We start from the raw sequence: 19,128 nt of genomic DNA on the forward strand, positions 1-19,128 counted from the left end.
CACGCACGCCGGCCGTCCCCGCGAACGATCGCGTTCACGCGCCCGGACGCCTGCGTCACAGGCCCGACCGCGCCCACCAGCGCTGTCGAACAGCACCGCCCGCCGAACCGACGGCACACCTCCACAGCAGCAGCACCGCCACCTCACCCTCTCTTCGGGCGGATCCCCAACCGATCCCCCGACGCGCTTCGCCGGAGGCAACACCGTGAAGGAAATCCTGGACGCGATCCAGTCGGCCGACTCAACGCCGGCGGACTTCGCCGCGCTGCCCCTGCCGGAGTCCTACCGCGCGGTCACCGTGCACAAGGACGAGGCCGAGATGTTCGCCGGCCTCCAGAGCAAGGACAAGGACCCGCGCAAGTCGCTCCACGTGGAGGACGTCGCGGTCCCCGAACTGGGCCCCGGCGAAGCCCTGGTGGCCGTGATGGCCTCCTCCGTGAACTACAACTCCGTGTGGACGTCCATCTTCGAGCCGCTGTCCACCTTCACCTTCCTGGAGCGCTACGGCCGCGTCAGCGAGCTCACCCGGCGCCACGACCTGCCTTACCACGTCATCGGCTCCGACCTCGCGGGCGTCGTGCTGCGCTGCGGCCCCGGGGTGAACGCCTGGCGGCCGGGCGACGAGGTGGTGGCGCACTGCCTGTCGGTGGAGTTGGAGTCCAGCGACGGCCACAACGACACCATGCTCGACCCCGAGCAGCGGATCTGGGGCTTCGAGACCAACTTCGGCGGACTCGCCGAGGTCGCACTCGTCAAGTCCAACCAACTGATGCCCAAGCCGGCCCATCTGAGCTGGGAGGAGGCCGCGGCCCCGGGCCTGGTGAACTCCACCGCGTACCGCCAACTCGTCTCCCGAAACGGGGCGCAGCTCAAGCAGGGCGACAACGTGCTGGTCTGGGGCGCGTCCGGCGGGCTCGGCTCCTACGCCACCCAGTTCGCCCTCGCCGGCGGCGCCACCCCCATCTGCGTCGTCTCCTCCCCGGAGAAGGCGGACATCTGCCGGGCGATGGGCGCGGAGCTGATCATCGACCGCAACGCCGACGGCTACCGCTTCTGGAACGACGAGGGCGCCCAGGACCCCCGCGAGTGGAAGCGGTTCGGCAAGCAGATCCGCGAACTGACCGGCGGCGAGGACGTCGACATCGTCTTCGAGCACCCGGGCCGGGAGACCTTCGGCGCGAGCGTGTACGTGACCCGCAAGGGCGGCACCATCGTCACCTGCGCGTCGACCTCCGGCTACACCCACGAGTACGACAACCGCTACCTGTGGATGTCGCTGAAGCGGATCATCGGTTCCCACTTCGCCAACTACCGGGAGGCGTGGGAGGCCAACCGGCTGATCGCCAAGGGCAAGATCCACCCCACGCTGTCCCGGGTGTACCCGCTGGCGGAGACCGGCCAGGCCGCCTACGACGTCCACCGCAACCTCCACCAGGGCAAGGTCGGCGTGCTCGCCCTCGCCCCCCGCGAGGGGCTCGGCGTCCGCGACCCCGAACTGCGCGCCCGCCACCTCGACGCCATCAACCGGTTCCGAACCGCACCCGCGGAGCCGACCGCACACCACCACAGCGCCGCGTGAGGAAAGGGTTGGGGAACACCGCGATGACCGAACGCCACAAGGACCGGCCGTGGCTGATGCGCACCTACGCCGGCCACTCCACCGCGGAGGCGTCCAACGCGCTCTACCGGCGCAACCTCGCCAAGGGGCAGACGGGTCTGTCGGTCGCGTTCGACCTGCCGACGCAGACCGGGTACGACCCCGATCACGTCCTGGCCCGCGGCGAGGTCGGCCGGGTCGGCGTGCCCGTCGCCCACCTCGGCGACATGCGGCGGCTGCTGGCGGACATCCCGCTGGAGCAGATGAACACCTCGATGACGATCAACGCCACCGCGATGTGGCTGCTGGCGCTCTACCAGGTCGTCGCCGAGGAGCAGGGCACCGACGTCACCGCGCTCCAGGGCACCACGCAGAACGACATCGTCAAGGAGTACCTGTCGCGCGGGACGCACGTCTTCCCGCCCGGGCCCTCGCTGCGGCTGACCACGGACATGATCGCGTACACCGTGCACCACATCCCCAAGTGGAACCCGATCAACATCTGTAGCTACCACCTCCAGGAGGCCGGGGCCACTCCCGTCCAGGAGATCAGCTACGCCATGGCCACCGCCGTCGCCGTGCTGGACGCGGTCTTCGACTCCGGCCAGGTGCCGGCGGAGCGCCGCGGCGAGGTGGTGGCCCGGATCTCGTTCTTCGTGAACGCCGGCGTCCGGTTCGTCGAGGAGATGTGCAAGATGCGCGCCTTCGGCCGTATCTGGGACCGGATCACCCGCGAGCGGTACGGCATCGAGAACCCGAAGCAGCGCCGCTTCCGCTACGGCGTCCAGGTCAACTCCCTCGGGCTGACCGAGGCGCAGCCGGAGAACAACGTCCAGCGGATCGTCCTGGAGATGCTGGCCGTCACGCTCTCCAAGGACGCCCGGGCCCGCGCCGTGCAGCTGCCGGCCTGGAACGAGGCGCTGGGCCTGCCGCGGCCCTGGGACCAGCAGTGGTCGCTGCGCATCCAGCAGGTGCTGGCCTACGAGTCCGACCTGCTGGAGTACGACGACATCTTCGCCGGCTCCCACGTGATCGAGGCCAAGGTGGACGCGCTCGTCGAGCAGTGCCTGGCCGAGATGGGGCGCATCGAGGAGATGGGCGGCGCGATGGCCGCCGTCGAGTCCGGCTACCTCAAGTCCCAGCTGGTGGCCTCGCACGCCGAGCGGCGCGCCCGGATCGAGGCGGGCGAGGAGAAGATCGTCGGGGTGAACGTCTTCGAGACCACCGAGGACAATCCGCTCACCGCCGACCTGGACACCGCGATCATGACGGTCGACCCGGCGAACGAGGCCCGGGTGGTGGCGGCCCTCAACTCCTGGCGCGAGCGCCGGGACGAACCGCGCGCGGCCGAGGCGCTGGCGGCGCTGAAGAAAGCGGCGGCCGGCGCCGACAACCTGATGCCCGCGACGCTGGAGTGCGCCCGCGCCGGGGTCACCACCGGCGAGTGGACCTGGGCGCTGCGGGACGTCTTCGGCGAGTTCCGGGCGCCGACCGGGGTCTCCGGCGCGCCGCTCGCCGTCGCCGCGGCGCCCGGCACGCCGCTGGCGCTGGTGCGCACGAAGGCGGCGCGCACCGCCGAGGAGCTGGGCGTGGGCCGGCTGCGGCTGCTGGTGGGCAAGCCGGGGCTGGACGGGCACTCCAACGGCGCCGAGCAGATCGCCGTACGCGCGCGGGACGCCGGCTTCGAGGTGGTGTACCAGGGCATCCGGCTCACCCCGGAGCAGATCGTGACGGCCGCGCTCGCCGAGGACGTGCACTGCGTCGGGCTCTCCATCCTCTCCGGCTCGCACGCCGAGCTGGTGCCCGACGTGCTGACGCGGCTGCGCGCGGCGGGCGCCGCTGACGTCCCGGTGGTTGTCGGCGGGATCATCCCGGGCGCCGACGCCGCCGATCTGCTGGCGGCCGGCGTGGCCGCCGTCTTCACCCCGAAGGACTTCGGCATCACCGAGATCATCGGCCGTATCGTCGACGAGATCCGCACCGCGAACGAGCTCACCCCCCTGGAGGTCCCCGCATGACCCGCCCGTCCACCGACCGTCCGCTGCGTCCGCGCCGTTCCTGCCTCGCGGTCCCCGGCTCGAACCCGCGCTTCCTGGAGAAGGCCCAGGGCCTGGCCGCCGACCAGGTGTTCCTGGACCTGGAGGACGCGTGCGCGCCGCTCGCGAAGCCCGAGGCGCGGCACACCATCGTGAAGTACCTGAACGAGGGCGAGTGGGGCGCCAAGACGCGGGTGGTGCGCGTCAACGACTGGACCACCGAGTGGACCTACCGGGACGTGGTGACCGTCGTCGAGGGCGCCGGCCCCAACCTGGACTGCATCATGCTGCCCAAGGTGCAGGACGCCCAGCAGGTGGTCGCCCTGGACCTGCTGCTCACCCAGATCGAGAAGACCATGGGCTTCGAGGTCGGCCGGATCGGCATCGAGGCGCAGATCGAGAACGCCCGCGGGCTGGTGAACGTGGACGCGATCGCCGCGTCCTCGCCCCGGCTGGAGACGATCGTCTTCGGCCCGGCGGACTTCATGGCGTCGATCAACATGAAGTCGCTGGTGGTGGGCGAGCAGCCGCCGGGCTATCCGGCGGACGCGTACCACTACATCCTGATGCGGATCCTGATGGCCGCCCGGATGCACGACCTCCAGGCCATCGACGGCCCCTACCTCCAGATCCGGAACGTGGACGGCTTCCGCGAGGTCGCGGGGCGGGCGGCGGCGCTCGGCTACGACGGCAAGTGGGTGCTGCACCCGGGCCAGGTCGAGGCGGCGAACGAGGTCTTCTCCCCCTCCCAGGAGGACTACGACCACGCCGAGCTGATCTTGGACGCCTACGAGCACTACACGTCGGAGGCGGGCGGGAAGAAGGGCTCGGCGATGCTCGGCGACGAGATGATCGACGAGGCCAGCCGCAAGATGGCGCTGGTGATCTCCGGCAAGGGCCGGGCCGCCGGCATGACCCGCACCAGCACCTTCACACCCCCTAAGGCGTGATCACCATGCAGTTCGGCCGCACCTTCGAGGAGTTCGAAGTCGGCGCCGTGTACAAGCACTGGCCCGGCAAGACGGTCACCGAGTACGACGACCACCTCTTCTGTCTGCTGACCATGAACCACCACCCGCTGCACCTCGACGCGCACTACGCGGAGCAGGCCACCGACTTCGGCCGGAACGTCGTCGTCGGGAACTACGTGTACTCGCTGCTGCTCGGGATGTCCGTGCCGGACGTGTCGGGCAAGGCCATCGCCAATCTGGAGGTCGAGTCGCTCAAGCACGTGGCGCCGACCTTCCACGGCGACACGATCTACGGCGAGACCACGGTCCTGGCCAAGACCCCGTCGAAGTCGAAGGCCGACCGCGGGGTGGTGCACGTGGAGACCCGGGGCTACAAGCAGGACGGCACCCTCGTGTGCACCTTCCGCCGCAAGGTGATGGTGCCGACCGAGGCGTACGTCACCGAGCGCGGCGGCGAGCAGGCCGGCCGCCCGGAGATCCAGGAGCAGGGGGAGCAGCGATGACCCGACTCGCCCGGACGGACGGGCTCACCGACGTCCAGCAGGAGATCCTGTCGACGGTCCGCGACTTCGTCGACAAGGAGATCCTGCCGGTCGCGACCGAGCTGGAGCACCGCGACGAGTACCCGACGCAGATCGTGGAGGGCCTGAAGGAGCTCGGACTCTTCGGGCTGATGATCCCGGAGGAGTACGGCGGACTGGGCGAGTCACTTCTCACGTACGCCCTGTGCGTCGAGGAGCTGTCCCGGGGCTGGATGTCGGTCTCCGGCATCGTGAACACCCACTTCATCGTCGCGTACATGCTCAAGCAGCACGGCACTCGGGAGCAGAAGGACGCCTATCTGCCGAAGATGGCGCTCGGCGAGGTCCGCGGCGCCTTCTCCATGTCCGAGCCGGCGCTCGGCTCGGACGTGTCGGCGATCACGTCCAAGGCGGTCCGGGACGGCGATGAGTACGTCCTGACCGGCCAGAAGATGTGGCTCACCAACGGTGGCACGTCGTCCCTGGTGGCGGTGTTGGTGCGCAGTGACGAGGGGCACCCGCAGGACGCCCCGCCGCACCGCTCGATGACGACCTTCCTGATCGAGAAGGAGCCCGGCTTCGGCGAGGTCCGCCCCGGCCTGACGATCCCCGGGAAGATCGACAAGATGGGGTACAAGGGCGTCGACACCACCGAGATGATCATGGACGGGCTGCGGCTGCCCGCCGCCCAGGCCCTGGGCGGCACCACGGGCCGCGGCTTCTACCAGATGATGGACGGCGTCGAGGTCGGGCGGGTCAACGTGGCCGCCCGCGGCTGCGGCGTCGCCCGGCGCGCCTTCGAGCTCGGGATCTCCTACGCCCAACAGCGGCACACCTTCGGCCGGCCGATCGCCGAGCACCAGGCCATCCAGTTCAAGCTGGCGGAGATGGCTACCAAGGTCGAGGCGGCGCATGCGATGATGGTGAATGCTGCACGCAAAAAGGACTCCGGGGAGCGAAACGACCTGGAGGCAGGGATGGCGAAGTACCTGGCGTCGGAGTACTGCAAGGAGGTCGTCGAGGACGCTTTCCGTATCCACGGCGGTTACGGCTTCTCCAAGGAGTACGAGATCGAGCGGCTGTACCGGGAGGCACCCATGTTGCTGATCGGTGAAGGCACCGCCGAAATCCAGAAAATGATCATTGGTCGTCGGCTGCTGGAGGAGTACCGACTCCAGGGGTGAATGTCGCGTTCCAGGGGTTTTGCACCCGTCGGTGGCGCGAAGTAGGTCACATCCCGTCATCAGCTTCCCGCCGCCGACTGGGCTTCTGGCTTTCCCAGTTGCTACTCGCAACCGCTAGCATCGGCCGGAAAGCCGCCGTCCCCCTTACCCGCGCGGCATTCATCAGCTACGAAGGTCATCCATGCCCCACAGCCAAACCTCTGCACCCCGTGACGGCTCCCCCAAGGGACGCCTCGTTGCCCGCGGAGCATCGCCGTGGCTTCTGCCGACCGTCGCCACCGCAGCCATCAGCCTGGCTCGCGCGCGGCGCTCCCGGAGCGCCGCGATCGTCGCCGTGCCCGCCACCGCGCTGGCGGCGGGCATGCTGTGGTTCTTCCGCGACCCCGAGCGCGAGATCGCCGAGGGCCGTGTGATCTCGCCCGCCGACGGCGTGGTGCAGAGCATCATGCCGTGGAAGGACGGCCGCACCCGCGTCGCGATCTTCATGAGCCCGCTGAACGTCCACGTCAACCGCGCCCCCCTGGCGGGCACGGTGACCTCCGTCGAGCACGTCCCCGGTGGCTTCGTACCGGCGTTCAACAAGGAGAGCGAGCACAACGAGCGCGTCGTCTGGCACTTCGACACCGAGCTCGGCGACATCGAGATGGTGCAGATCGCCGGCACCGTCGCGCGGCGCATCGTGCCGTACGTCCCCGAGGGCACCAAGGTCGAGCAGGGCGAGCGGATCGGCCTGATCCGCTTCGGCTCCCGCGTCGACGTCTACCTGCCCGAGGGCGTCGAGGTCGCGGTCGAAGTCGGTCAGACCACGACCGCGGGGGTGACTCGCCTTGACCGTGGTTGATCCGGACACACAGAGCGGCTGGGCGGCCGAAGCGGATGCGGAGGCCGACGGGGACAGCGAGGAGATGCCCCTGTCGCTGCGGCTGTCGATAGCGGACACCCTCACGCTCGGCAACGCCACGTGCGGATTCATGGCGGTGTACTTCACCACCACCGGGATCCTCATCCCGCACCTCCAGGGCAGCGGGGAGTCCGGCATGGCGCGGCACAGCGCCGCGACGGCCGTGATCCTGATGCTGCTCGCCGCGATCTTCGACCTCTTCGACGGGCTCGTGGCGCGCAAGCTGCGCAGCTCCCCGATGGGCGCCGAGCTGGACAACCTCTCGGACCTGATCAGCTTCGGCCTCGCGCCCGCGTACTTCGTGCTGGTCTACGGGATGGTGGCGGACGACGCCCACCAGAGGGTCTCGGCGGTGGCCGCGATCGTGGTGCTGTTGGCGGTGGTGCTACGGCTGGCGAGATTCTCCTGCGTGACGATGAAGGACGGCATGTTCCAGGGCATGCCGAGCCCCTTCGGGGCACTGACGGTGGTCTCCATCGTCCTGCTGGAGCTGCCGTTCATCCCGACCCTGCTGGCGATCATCGGCACGGCCTGGCTGATGGTGAGCCGGGTCGAGTACCCCAAGCCGCGGGGCGTCCTCGCGGTCGCGATGCTCGGCTGGATCGTCTCCGCGATGGGGCTGCTGGCCGCCTGGGCGTTCGACGCGCCCGGCGGGCAGCTGCTGCTCCAGACCGGCTGTGCGCTCCAGGTGGTGTTGGGCGCGGTGATCCCGCTCTTCGCCACCGCGCGGCGGGTGAACACCTTCCGCTACAACCGCCGGGAGGCGCGGGCGGCCCAGCTGCCCTGATCCACCGCTGCCGCCGGCCCCACCGGGCCGCGCGGAAGCCTTCGTGGCGGAATCGTCCTTCGTAGCCGATGGAACACACGACGGGCCCGGGTGCTGATGCACCCGGGCCCTCGTCATGCGCGCCGGCTTCTGGGACCATCGGCTGTCATGTCAGGGGGAACACTTCACCAGCTCTTCGAAGGGCGGGTGCGGGACGGGCAGGACCGCACCGCCGTAATCACCGACCGTGGCGAGCTGACCTACGGGCAGCTCGACGCCCGGGCCAACCGGCTGGCCCACCACCTGATCGACGTCGCGCACCTGGAGCCGGGGGACCTGGTCGCGATCCGCACGCTGCGCACGCCCGACGTGCTGGTGGCGGCGCTCGCGGTGCTGAAGGCCGGGGGCGTCTTCGCCGTCGCGTCGCCCAGCAGGCCCGAGCCGAAGGCGCTCGCCGGGGCCCGTGCCGTGATCAGCAACCGGGTCCACTCGGGCCGGCTCACGGACCTGCCGGGCAAGCCGCTGATCCTGCTCGACGGCCATGCGGCGACGATCGGGGAACACCCCGAAGACCCCGTCAACGCCGACGCCGCCGACGCGACCGTCGGGGACGGCGCCGCCCTCCTCTTCACCGCGGGGACCACCGGGCAGCCCAAGGCGGTGGCGGTCGGGCACGCCCGCCTCACCGCCGCGTACGAAGCCTTCTCGGAGGTCTTCGGGCTGCGGCGGGACGACCGGGTGCTGGTCACCGGCCGCAGCGACACGCTCGCGTTCGCCGTGGGCTGGCTGCGCACCCTCTGCGCCGGGGCCACGCTGGTGCTCACCACGAGGGTGCCGTACACGGTCGCGGACACCGACGCCGAGACGGCCTCGGCCCTGCTCGCCGGCCCCCGGGTCGAGGGGCTGCGGCTGGTGGCCGTCGGCGGCGAACGGCTCCGGCTCGACGAGCACCAGCGCCTGGAGCGGGCTCTCGCGCCGGGCGCCCGGCTGATCAGCGTGTACGGCACCGCGGAGGTCGCCGGCTGCGGAACCTGGTTCGAGTCGGGCCAGCTCCCCGGGCCCACGGTCCACCCCGAGCAGCACGTGTTCCTGGGCCAGCCGTTCCCCGGGGTCCGCACGAAGATCCACGGCAAGCACATCTGGCTGACGCCGCCGGACGGCGGGGACGCGGTGCCCACCGGTGACCTGGGACAGCGGCACGGCGGGGGGCCGCTGGAGTACCTGGGCCGGATGGCCGACCGCTTCCGGCACGACGGCCGCCAGGTCAACCCGTACCGGATCGAGGCACGGCTCGCGACGCACCCCGAGGTGCGGGACGTGCTGGTCGAACGATCGCAGTTCGGCGAGCTCATCGCGTACGTCGTCCCCCAGCCGCGGCGGTCGGCGCCGCAACTGGAGGCCGTGCGGGCCCATCTGCGCGGCATGGGCCCGGCGTCCGAGATACCCGGCGTCGTCGTCGCCCTCACCGCGCTGCCGCGCACCGCGGCGGGCAAGCTGGACCGCGGCGGCCTGGTCCGTCCGGCGCCGCGGAGCGACAAGGGGCCGACGCGGTCCAGCGGCAAGGGCGGGCCGGTGACGGCGAGCGACGTCCTGCGGACGGTCGGGGGGCTGGCGGCCTTCGTCGCCTTCTTCGCCTCCCTCATGCTCACGGACGTCTTCTGGCCCGGCTCCACGGACCTGTCGATCGTCCCGAGCCCCTGGGCGGGCTTCTTCCGCGGCCTGTACTTCGCGGAGCACCTGGCCTTCGCGGCGGGCGTCGGCTTCCTCTTCGCCGGCCCCACGCTGATGCCGCGCGACGGCGCGCCGCGCGCGTTGACGGCGGCGGCGCACCTGTCGATCGTCTACCTGCTGGCGTCGTGGTGGCCGCAGGACAACTTCTACCGACTGGCGGCGAAGCAGGACTGGGAACGGCAGGCGGCGCTGGTCTACGCGTTCAACGTGCCGCTGATGTCGGCGGCGGGGGTGGTGGCGCTCTGGGCGGCGGTGCAGGGCACGGCCGCGCGCCGACGGTCGCCCTGAGCCTGGTCCGTACGCGCCCGTCGGCCGCCCGGTGACAGGAAGTCGAGAAGCCCGTGTGCAGACGATTGACGCGGGGGTGGCGGCTCCCTAACGTGTCGCACTCCACGTGGGCGCCGGTCCCGGGAGCGTTCATCTTGAGCCTCATCGAACAGGAACAGCCCCTGCTCCACGCGTTGCGCCAACAGGACCGTACGGCCCTGTTGGCGCTGGGGACCCCGCGCGAGTACCGAGCGGGCGACGTGGTGCTCGGCGAACGGGCCGCCACCTCCTACGTGGTGGCGATCCTCGGCGGGTGGACGGTGGTGTCCGTGGCGACCGAGCGCGGCCACCGGCTCATCCTCGCCCTGCGCGGTGCCGGCGAGTTGGTCGGCGAACTCTCGGCCGTGGACCGACGGCCGCGCAGCGCCACTGTGACGGCGCTCGGTCGGCTGGACGCCGTCGTGATCCCGGGCGATCGCTTCCGCGGGTTCCTGGCGGGCAGCCCCGCGGTCAGCGCCCTGGTGCTCAAGCAGCTCAGTTCCCGGCTGCGCAGCGCCGACGGGGAGCGCCGTTCGCTGGCGTCGGAGAGCGTGTTGCAGCGGCTCGCCGCGCGGTTGGTGGAGTTGGCGGACCGGGCGGGGCGCCGCAATGACGACGGCAGCGTGACCATCGGCCTGCCGCTGCCGCAGCACGACCTGGCGGCGTCGGTCGGCTCCACGCGGGAGGCGGTGGCGAAGGCGCTGCGGCTGCTGCGCGAGCAGGGCATCGTCCGCACGGCCAGCAGGCGTCCCCTGCGGCCGGGGGCGTGGGGCGCGCCCCTGACCGTCATGGACACCGAGCCGCTGCGGCTCCTCGCCGGGAACGGTCCCCCGGCCCCGTCGGATGTGTAAACGGCTACATACGCCGGGGTCGCGCGCGGCCATCCTGGGGGTGGCCGTCGCCAAGCCCGAAGGGAAGGTCGTGGTCGTTCAGCCGAGAGGGTCGTGACAGGGGGGTGCGAGTGAGCAGTTTCGAAGCCGTTCACCGATGGGTGGTGAGCGCGGACATCATGGGTTCCGGGCGCCTGGGCCAGCGGGCCAAGCTCCGCTCGCGCAGGGTCATGTACGAGGTCTTCGAGGCGGCCTTCGACGCGGTCGGCGTCGGGTTGGAGCAGGTGCACCTGGAGGACCGGGGCGACGGAGTGCTCGCCGCGCTCGCGCCGCACGTACCGCCCTCGGCGCTGGTCGGGCTCTGGCTCGAAGAGGTGTACCAGGGCGTGCGCGAGCACAATGCGGGGCTGAACGGGCCGCTGCGGCTGCGGATCGCCATGCACGGCGGTCCGGTCGCCCACGACGGCAGGGGGTTGGTGGGCCGGGCCGTCGACCTGACGTGCCGACTGTGCGACAGCGCCCCGGCCAGGGGGATCCTGGCCGCGGACGACACCGTCGACGTGGTCTTCGTGGTATCCGACGCCCTCTACCGTTCGGTCGTCGTCGACGGGGGCAGATTCGTGGAGCCGGCGCACTACCGCCCGTACGCGGTGCAGATGAAGGAGACCGACGAGGTCGCCTGGTTCCACGTGCCGGGGCGCGAGCAGCCGCCGGTGCCGGGCGGGACGCCGGTGCCGACGCAGCGCGGTCCGGCCGGCGCGCGCCGGGCGACGCGGGACGGGGCGGGGGCCCGGGCGGGGGCTGGGGCGACTGCGCGCGCCGACGCCGGGACGCCGTGGTCGACCAAGTACGCGATCACCGTGAACGGACACAACCAGATCGTGGACGGCGCCGAGGTGCACGGCAACGTCATCGGCGTCCACGGCACGGACGACGCCCCGGACGCGGAAGCGGACGCGGACCCGGCGAAGGGTGGCCGCGATGAGTGAGGAGCCGGGGGGAAAGGGGCCGCAGGGCGGCGGCGGGGACAAGGCGGGCGGGGGCGGTGGCGGTGGTGGCGCCGGCCAGGGGGCCGGGTCCGACGACGGCCTTCGCCACGGTGCGGTGCGCAGCGGCCCGCTGGGCGAGCAGGCGGGGATCGGGGCGCAGGACGCCGTACGGCACGCGCGGGCCAACTTCGTCGACGTGCACGGGCGCAACGCGATCCTCGACGGTACCCAGGGGGACGTGCACCTGGGCGACCACCACCACTACCACCGGGACCGCACCGGGCTGCCGCGCCTGGTGTCCGGTGCGCTGCCGCGCGACGAGTTGCGGCGGCTGCGGCTGGTCTTCGAAGAGCCGCCGCGCTACGCGGGCCTCCTCGACCTGTTGAAGCAGCAGCGGCTGGTGGCGCTGTGCGGCGACCCGGGCAGCGGGCGGCGCTACGCGGCGCTGTCCCTGCTGGACGCGGTGACGCGCGGCCGGGTGGAGCGGCTCGATCCGCGCACCGACCTGGACACGATCGCCCAGGCGGACCTCCAGGAGGGGCACGGCTACCTGGTGGAGATCAGCGGGGAGGAAGCGTTCGCCCACGACCGGCACCGCCCGGAGGACGAACGGGACGGCGAGCGCGGAGGCGAGCGCCGCTGGCTTCCCGAACGCCCCGCCGAGCTGCACCTGGACCGGCTCAGCGCGATCCTCGACCGGCGCCGTGCGTACGGCATCCTGGTGGTCGCCTCCGGCGGGTTCGCCGACGAGTTGCTGCGCGGCCGGTACGGGCGGCTCTTCTTGACGGCGTCGGCCGACGGGGTGTTGCGCAAGCACCTCGTGGCGCTGCTGGGGCACGCCGACGGCGAAGGTCTGGAGCGGGCGTCGCAGCTCGCCCGGAGCGAGGACGTGGTGGAGGCCCTGGGGCTCGACGGGTTACGGCCGCACGAGGTGGAGTCGCTGGCGGGGCTGCTGGTGGGGCACCTGAAGGGGGAGACCTCCGCCGACGAGCTCGTCGCCGAACTCAGGACGTTCGCCCCGCGGCAGGCCCGCGCGTGGTTCGCCAGCACGTCGCGTGCCGGGCCGCGCAACAAGAGCGCCGTGACGGCCGCGCTGCGGCAGGCGGCGTTCCGCACCGCCGTCGCCGTCTACAACGGCTCGCCCTACAGCGTGGCGGCGACCGCGGCGGACCGGTTGGCGTGGGAGTTCGCCCTGGCGGCCTTCCCCGATCGGGAGCCGGGTCGCGCGCTGTTCGGCGACCACCAGGAGGCGCGCCTGGCGGCGACCCGGGCCGAACTGTTCGACGGCGAGATCGTGTTCGACGGTCGCAAGCTCAGGACCCGGAACGTGCGGTTGCAGGGGCGCGCGCTCGCCCGGGCCGTGCTGTCCCACGTGTGGGACGACTACCAGAGCGTGCGCGATCCGCTGTGCCAGTGGCTGCGCACGCAGTGCGCCGACGAGGCGCCGATGGTGTGGGTGCCCGCGGCCATCACGGCGGGCGCGCTCTGCACGCTCGACTACGCCTTCGCCTTCGACGCGATCGTCGATCCGATGGCGTCGGCCGACTCGCTCCAGCAGCGCGTCGCGGCGGCCACGGTCCTCGCCCAGGCGGCGACCCTCAACGATGCCGTGCGTCCGATCGTCCGCGACTTCGTACGGGCCTGGGCGCGCGGCGACGACCGGGCCCGCCAGGGCACCGCGGCCCTGGTGCACGGCTTCGGGACGGTCGCGACGTCGGTCTCCGCCAGCCTCGACGAGTTGGGGCGGCTGGCCGGCGAGGACGACACGGAGCTGCGGATGCAGGTGTCCTTCAGCGTCGCCCGGCTGCTCGCCGGGACGCAACCCGAGGTGGTGCTGCGGCGGATGGGGGCGTGGCTGGGTGACCGGAGGCAGGACCGCCGGGACCTCGCGCTGGCCACCGTGGACCGGGCGCTGTGGAACCGGCCCCGCGAACTGTGGGGCTTCCACGACCGGCCGGGAATGCGGGAGTACCCCGGCTGGCCCCTGGCCGCCGCCCTCTTGACCCTGGAGCCGCGGCACACCCGGATGTTGGCCGACCTGGTGTGGTGCGGCTTGGACACCGCGCGGTGGCGGGAGGAGTTGCAGATCTCGCTGAGCGAGTGGATGCGCCGCGGGGAGCGGGAGCCGGCGCTGTTGGACGCCCTGTGCGACTTCCTGCCCCACCTGGTGAGCGGAACCGAGGACACCGATCGGCTGCGCAACCTCCTGCGCCGGATGGAACGCGACCCCGACGAGCCCCTGAAGCCGGCGACCGTACGGCAGTTGCGTGCGGCGGTGGAGGGGTGACGGGTCCTCGTCGCGCAACCGGAGGAGTCCGCCCGCGCCACGACCGGTCGAACCGCCGAGCACGGAGCACGAGGAGACGATGTGAGATGAACGCCCAGAACCCGCTGCACGTCCAGCAGCCGCGGAGTCGTGCCCTTTCGCCGCCCGTGCCCCCGATGCCGCCCGTGCGGCCGTGGCACCCTCCCGCCGACTCGGGGTACGACCGGCCGGAGCCGCGGCGGGGCAGGCCGGACGAACTGCCCGCCTCGCCGCAGGAGCTGCCGGGCCCCTTCCTGCGCGAGTACCGGCCGCGTTGGCCGTACCGGCACCGCAGTGCCCAGGTGGTGACGGTGCTCTACTACCGCAACCGGCGGCCCCTCGCGGTGGGGCCCGAGGGCGAGGAGGGCTACCTGTGGCGCTGGCTGCGCCGCCCGTACGCCGCGTTTGAACTGCAACTGGGTTGGCACACGGTGTCGTTCGTGGCGGAGTTGCCGGCGTCCGAGAAGGGGCGGAGCTTTCCCGCCGAGATACGGGTCCGCTGGCAGGTGAGCGATCCGTACCGGGTGGCGAGGAGCCAGGTCACGGACGTCGCCGCGCTGCTCGTGCCGGAGTTGGAGCAGGAGTTGCGGAACGTGTCGCGCACCATCTCCATCGGCAGCGCCGAGGATGTGCGCGACGAGGTCCACAAGGCGCTGCGGCAGGCGAAGCTGGGCGAGGACTTCGGTCTGAAGCTGGACGTCTTCGTGACGATCTCGTCCGACGAGCTGATCCAGGCCCACGGCAAGAACCTCGGCCGGGTCCTGCACCAGACGGACCTGGAGCGGCTCAACCAGCAACTGCGCCTGCTCAGGGACGAGAACGAGCGGACGTTGATCCGCGACTGGGCCACCGACTTCCAGCAGGCCATCGAGCGCGGCGACCACGCGCTGATGGCGCAGATGATGGCGCGCAACCCCAAGGACGTCATGGAGATCCGCCAGTTGTTCCGCAAGGAGCAGCGCAAGGAGCGCCAGGACGGCATGGAGCTGATGTCCCGGCTCATCGAAGGCGGCCTCCTCGAACGCTGGGAGCTCGGGGACCAGGCCATGGTGGTCGTCGAGTTCCTGCGGACGAACGCCCGCCGGCTGACCACCGACTCGGTGCCGAAGGTGCCGATCGAGGGCGGACCCCGGCGCAGCCTCTTCTGGGAAGGGGCGGACGACGGGAGCGGCGCCGGGTCCACCGCTGAGGACGCTACGGGTGCCGGTGCCGATGCCGATGCCGATGCAGGTGCCGGTGCCGGTGCCGGTGCCGGTGCCGATGCAGGTGGTGGCGGCGAGCACGGCACTTAGACCGTGGCTCACGCCGGGGAGAAGACGCGGGACAGCGCACCGCAGGAGGTGCGCACCAGGGCCTCGGCCGCGTCCAGACGCGGCGCGGTGCGCGCGGCCAGCGCCACGCCCAGCCACGGCGCCGGCCCGTACGCCGCGGAGGGGATCGTGGGGACCAGCACCGCGTCCACCCCCGCGCACCGCTCGGTCAGTTCGGTGAGGAACGCGATCAGCTCCCCGTCCGGCAGCCGCGCGCCGAGGTCCACGCGGTCCACGCAGCGCACGAGGTGGTCGCCGCCGCGGGTCTCGTCGAGCCGGAGTTTGATCATGAAGGCGACGGACGGGCCGGTCAGCCGCAGGTTCGTCTCGACCGGGGCGAGCAGGCCGTCGTCCCAGGTCACGAAGTCCACGTCGAACCAGCCTCGGTAGCCGTCCGCCGCCAGTGCGCGGCCCACGTCGTGACCGAAGCGCAGGGCCCTTTGCGCGGTGCGGTCGGGTACGGCGCCCGGGCCGACGGTCGCGCCGCAGTACGCCGTGCCGCCCGGGCCGCCCATCTCCATGCTCGCCACGCCGACGTCGTGGACGGCGCCCCGGGCGTCGACGAGCCCGTCGTACGTGGGGTGGGTGCCGTCCCCGGTGACGTACTCCTCGACGAGGAGCGGGCCGCGCGGCAGGGACAGCGCGCGGACGCGTCCGGTGGCGATCCGGGTGCCGGAGCCGCCCGCGCCGTGCGCGGTCTTGACGACCGTACGGGCGCCGGTGCGGGCACGGGCCGCGATCAGCCGGGCCGCGGCGCGGCGGGTGGGGGCGGGCCAGCGTTCGGGGACGCGGATTCCCGGGTGCTTGGGGGCGAGCTGCCCGAAGAGGGCGTGGGACTGCTCCTTGGACTCGTACCGCAGGGCTTCGGCCGGCAGCGGGCGGCCGGACAGCTGCGCCGCGGCGTCGGTGTGTCCCCAGGCGACGACGGGCCGATCGCGCCAGCGCTCCCCCGGCCCGCCCTGGGCGAGGAGCGCGGCCTCGTCGAGCCCGTCGTACACCTCCACCCGGGCCCAGCGCAGTTGTCGGGCGACCAGGTCGATCCAGCCGGCGGGGATCCGTGCGGGGAGCGCGACGGCGACGGGGTGGGGGCCGGCGAAGGCGGCGAGGCAGGCGTAGTGGTCGGCCGCCGTCGATGACGCGGCGGACCGCGGGCGCCGGCCGGCCCGGGCGAACTGTGCCTGGAACTCGGCGACGTTGCCCAGGTGGACCGCGCGTCGCCCGTCGGCCCACGCCCGGGCCCAGGCCGGCCGGGGCGCCAGGTCGACCGCGAACCGGGGCAGCGCGCCGCCCGCGTCGCCCGCGTCGGGCCGGGGGCGGGCGCCGAGCGCCCGGTAGAAGCCGACGGCGTGCGGGTCGGCGTCGATGCTCAGCGCGGTGAAGCCGAGGGCCCGGGCGTCCTCCAGGACGTGCGCGTACAGCGTCCTGCCGATGCCCCGCCCCATCGCCTCGGGGGCCACGAAGAGCAGGCCGAGCGCGCCGTGCGGCGGCTCGCCCTCCAGCGAGGCGACGGCGAGCAGCCCGCCGTCGTCCCCCTCCGCGACCAGGACCCGGCGCGGCAGGACGTCGGCCGCGGTCACGGTCAGCTCCCGCCGGCACTCGGCGAGGAACGCCGCGTCGTACCCCCAGTGCGCCTTGGACCGTAGGACCAGTTCGGTGACGGCGTGCGCCTCGGCTTCGGTCGGCTGGGCCTCGCGTATCCACACGCGCGTGAGCGTAGCGGCACGCCCGCGGGTCGGGACGGGCCGCGCGGGGTACAACAGCCGTCATGACGGGACACCCTGGAGAGGACGGATCGGAGCCGGGCGGGCTGGCCGATCGGGTTCTGGGCGGCTGGCTGGGCCGGGTCGCGGGCAACATGCTCGGCAAACCGGTCGAGCGCGGCGACTACTGGACTCGGGAGCGCATCGACGCGTACCTGCGCCGCACCGACGCGCTCCCCCTGACGGACTATCTGCCCCCGCCGCCGGCCGACGCCGCGCCGGGCGAGTTCGACCTGCGCCGCGAGTGGCCCGAGTGCGTGCGCGGGCGGGTGCACGGCAGCTGCCGCGACGACGACGTGGACTACGCGGTCCTCGGGCTGCACCTGTTGGAGACCCGCGGCTTCGGCTTCACGACGGAGCAGGTCGGCCAGGTGTGGCTGGAGCGGCTGCCGTACCTCCAGACGTTCACCGCGGAGCGGGTGGCGTACCGGAACCTGGTCGACGGCGTGGTGCCGCCGCTGACGGCCACGCACGACAATCCCTACCAGGAGTGGATCGGCGCCCTGATCCGGGCGGACGTCTTCGGCTGGACCAGCCCCGGCGACCCGGACCGCGCCGCCGCGCTGGCGCGCCGGGACGCGCTGCTGTCCCACCGGGGCGACGGGGTGCACGGCGCGGTGTGGGCGGCGGCGACGATCGCCGCGGCCTTCACCGCGCCGGGGCCGCGCGCCGCGGTGGAGGCGGGCCTGCGGCAGGTCCCGGGGCACAGCCGGTTCGCCCGGACGGTGCGGCACGTGATCGCCCTGTACGACGCGGGCACCGGATGGGAGGAAGCCCTCGCGGATTCCGAGGAGCGCACGCGCGGGCTCGGCTGGATCCACACGGTGCCGAACGTCGCGGTGCTGACCGCGGGGCTGCTGTACGGCGAGGGGGACTTCACCCGCACGATCGCGCTCACGGTCCGCGGCGGCCTGGACACGGACTCCAACGGGGCGACGGCGGGTTCGGTGGCGGGCGTGCTGTGCGGCGCGGCGGCGCTGCCGGCGCAGTGGACGGAGCCGCTGGAGGACCGCTTGCGCAGCGCGGTGTTCGGCTTCGACGGCGTCCGCATCACCGACCTGGCGACGCGCACGCTCCGCCTCGCGTCGGAATCGGGCCCCACGAACAGCCCGTAGCCGTCGGTGCCTCTCTCTCGGATGCGGGCGCGGCGGCGCCGTGCCGGGTGCGCGATGACGGCGTCTGCGGCCCGGTGGTGGGCTTGTCGCGCAGGGAAACGGCGAGGGCATTGAGGGCCCCGAGTCCCTCTGGGGTCAAGGGGGGAACCGCGCGAACAGCCACCACCGGCCCGCACAGAGCAGCGCACCCGCGGACACGGGCGCGTTGCTAGGGACACGCCCCGGGGCGTGTCACGTAGATCAGGCCCTACGCTGCCGTTCGTGACCAAGGACAACGACAACGACAACGCGTACGGCGCCTACATCGCCTCCCTGCCCCGCGTGCTCTCCGGTGCGGCGACCCTGCTCCGGGACCCGGAGGGGAAGGTGCTCGTCGTCGAGCCCAACTACCGCGAGGGCTGGGCGCTGCCCGGCGGCACGGTCGAGTCGGACGGCGGCGAGACGCCGCGCGAGGCGGCGCGGCGGGAGACGTTGGAGGAGATCGGCCTGGACGTCGAGCCGGGCAGGCTGCTCGCGGTCGACTGGGTGCGCGGGCCGCTGCGACCGCCGGTCGTCGCGTTCGTGTACGACGGCGGGGTGCTGACGCCGGACCAGTTGGCGGCGATCCGGCTCCAGGAGGACGAGTTGCTGTCGTGGCGGCTGGTCGAGCGCAAGGAGCTCGGCGGCTATCTGTTGACGACGCTGGGGCACCGGATCACCGCGGCGCTGGAGGCGCTCGACTCGGGCTCCGGGCCGGCGGAGTTGGTGGACGGGCTGCCGAGCCGATGACGTACCGGGGGGCTCCGGCGCCGTGCCGGGAACAGCCG

General features: G+C 72.5%; 15 protein-coding genes. 14 read left to right on the plus strand and 1 reads right to left on the minus strand.

What is annotated here, in order from left to right; all coding sequences use genetic code 11:
• Positions 1-205: 205 nt before the first annotated feature.
• The 12 genes from ccrA (at position 206) to ABZ842_RS08130 (ending at position 15,429) form a co-directional block, all read left to right on the plus strand.
• Positions 206-1,579: a crotonyl-CoA carboxylase/reductase gene (gene ccrA, locus ABZ842_RS08075; protein ID WP_361533588.1), complete on the plus strand. Its 1,374-nt coding sequence runs from the start codon at positions 206-208 to the stop codon at positions 1,577-1,579.
• A gap of 23 nt (positions 1,580-1,602) precedes the next feature.
• Positions 1,603-3,615 (plus strand): protein meaA, encoded by a 2,013-nt coding sequence (locus ABZ842_RS08080; protein ID WP_361533591.1) that lies wholly within the window; start codon positions 1,603-1,605, stop codon positions 3,613-3,615.
• Complete coding sequence (locus ABZ842_RS08085; RefSeq protein WP_361533594.1) at positions 3,612-4,583, plus strand: CoA ester lyase; 972 nt, start codon at positions 3,612-3,614, stop codon at positions 4,581-4,583. Before ABZ842_RS08080 ends, ABZ842_RS08085 begins: the two co-directional genes overlap by 4 nt.
• Positions 4,584-4,588: 5 nt before the next feature.
• The gene (locus tag ABZ842_RS08090) at positions 4,589-5,107 is read left to right on the plus strand and encodes a MaoC family dehydratase (protein WP_361534328.1); all 519 of its coding nucleotides are present in this window, start codon (positions 4,589-4,591) and stop codon (positions 5,105-5,107) included.
• Complete coding sequence (locus ABZ842_RS08095) at positions 5,104-6,309, plus strand: acyl-CoA dehydrogenase family protein (protein WP_361533597.1); 1,206 nt, start codon at positions 5,104-5,106, stop codon at positions 6,307-6,309. Before ABZ842_RS08090 ends, ABZ842_RS08095 begins: the two co-directional genes overlap by 4 nt.
• 181 nt (positions 6,310-6,490) lie before the next feature.
• Positions 6,491-7,150 carry a phosphatidylserine decarboxylase gene (locus tag ABZ842_RS08100; protein WP_361533600.1) on the plus strand — a complete coding sequence of 220 codons (660 nt, stop codon included), beginning with the start codon at positions 6,491-6,493 and terminating at the stop codon, positions 7,148-7,150.
• Positions 7,143-7,997: a CDP-diacylglycerol--serine O-phosphatidyltransferase gene (gene pssA, locus ABZ842_RS08105; protein ID WP_361534331.1), complete on the plus strand. Its 855-nt coding sequence runs from the start codon at positions 7,143-7,145 to the stop codon at positions 7,995-7,997. The genes ABZ842_RS08100 and pssA overlap by 8 nt, the downstream gene beginning before the upstream one ends.
• A gap of 147 nt (positions 7,998-8,144) precedes the next feature.
• On the plus strand, positions 8,145-9,995 hold the full coding sequence (locus ABZ842_RS08110) for an AMP-binding protein (RefSeq protein WP_361533603.1): 1,851 nt from the start codon (positions 8,145-8,147) through the stop codon (positions 9,993-9,995).
• Between the two features lie 134 nt (positions 9,996-10,129).
• Positions 10,130-10,864 carry a Crp/Fnr family transcriptional regulator gene (locus ABZ842_RS08115; RefSeq protein WP_361533606.1) on the plus strand — a complete coding sequence of 245 codons (735 nt, stop codon included), beginning with the start codon at positions 10,130-10,132 and terminating at the stop codon, positions 10,862-10,864.
• 143 nt (positions 10,865-11,007) lie between these two features.
• Positions 11,008-11,832: a hypothetical protein gene (locus ABZ842_RS08120; protein WP_361533609.1), complete on the plus strand. Its 825-nt coding sequence runs from the start codon at positions 11,008-11,010 to the stop codon at positions 11,830-11,832.
• Positions 11,825-14,119 carry a hypothetical protein gene (locus tag ABZ842_RS08125; RefSeq protein ID WP_361533612.1) on the plus strand — a complete coding sequence of 765 codons (2,295 nt, stop codon included), beginning with the start codon at positions 11,825-11,827 and terminating at the stop codon, positions 14,117-14,119. The genes ABZ842_RS08120 and ABZ842_RS08125 overlap by 8 nt, the downstream gene beginning before the upstream one ends.
• A gap of 86 nt (positions 14,120-14,205) precedes the next feature.
• Positions 14,206-15,429, plus strand: a complete 1,224-nt coding sequence (locus tag ABZ842_RS08130) for a hypothetical protein (RefSeq protein WP_361533615.1) — start codon at positions 14,206-14,208, stop codon at positions 15,427-15,429.
• 8 nt (positions 15,430-15,437) lie between these two features.
• Here ABZ842_RS08130 and ABZ842_RS08135 read toward each other — a convergent pair whose 3' ends face one another.
• A complete protein-coding gene (locus ABZ842_RS08135; protein ID WP_361533618.1) occupies positions 15,438-17,150 on the minus strand; it encodes a GNAT family N-acetyltransferase in 1,713 nt (570 codons plus the stop codon).
• 62 nt (positions 17,151-17,212) lie between these two features.
• Between ABZ842_RS08135 and ABZ842_RS08140 the strand changes: the two genes are divergently transcribed.
• Together ABZ842_RS08140 and ABZ842_RS08145 are read left to right on the plus strand one after the other, a co-directional pair.
• Positions 17,213-18,322 (plus strand): ADP-ribosylglycohydrolase family protein, encoded by a 1,110-nt coding sequence (locus ABZ842_RS08140; protein ID WP_361533621.1) that lies wholly within the window; start codon positions 17,213-17,215, stop codon positions 18,320-18,322.
• Between the two features lie 261 nt (positions 18,323-18,583).
• Positions 18,584-19,090 (plus strand): NUDIX hydrolase, encoded by a 507-nt coding sequence (locus tag ABZ842_RS08145; protein ID WP_361533624.1) that lies wholly within the window; start codon positions 18,584-18,586, stop codon positions 19,088-19,090.
• The last annotated feature ends 38 nt before the right edge of the window (positions 19,091-19,128 follow it).

It is taken from the genome of Streptomyces sp. NPDC047315 (genome assembly GCF_040643215.1).
Taxonomy (GTDB): domain Bacteria; phylum Actinomycetota; class Actinomycetes; order Streptomycetales; family Streptomycetaceae; genus Streptomyces.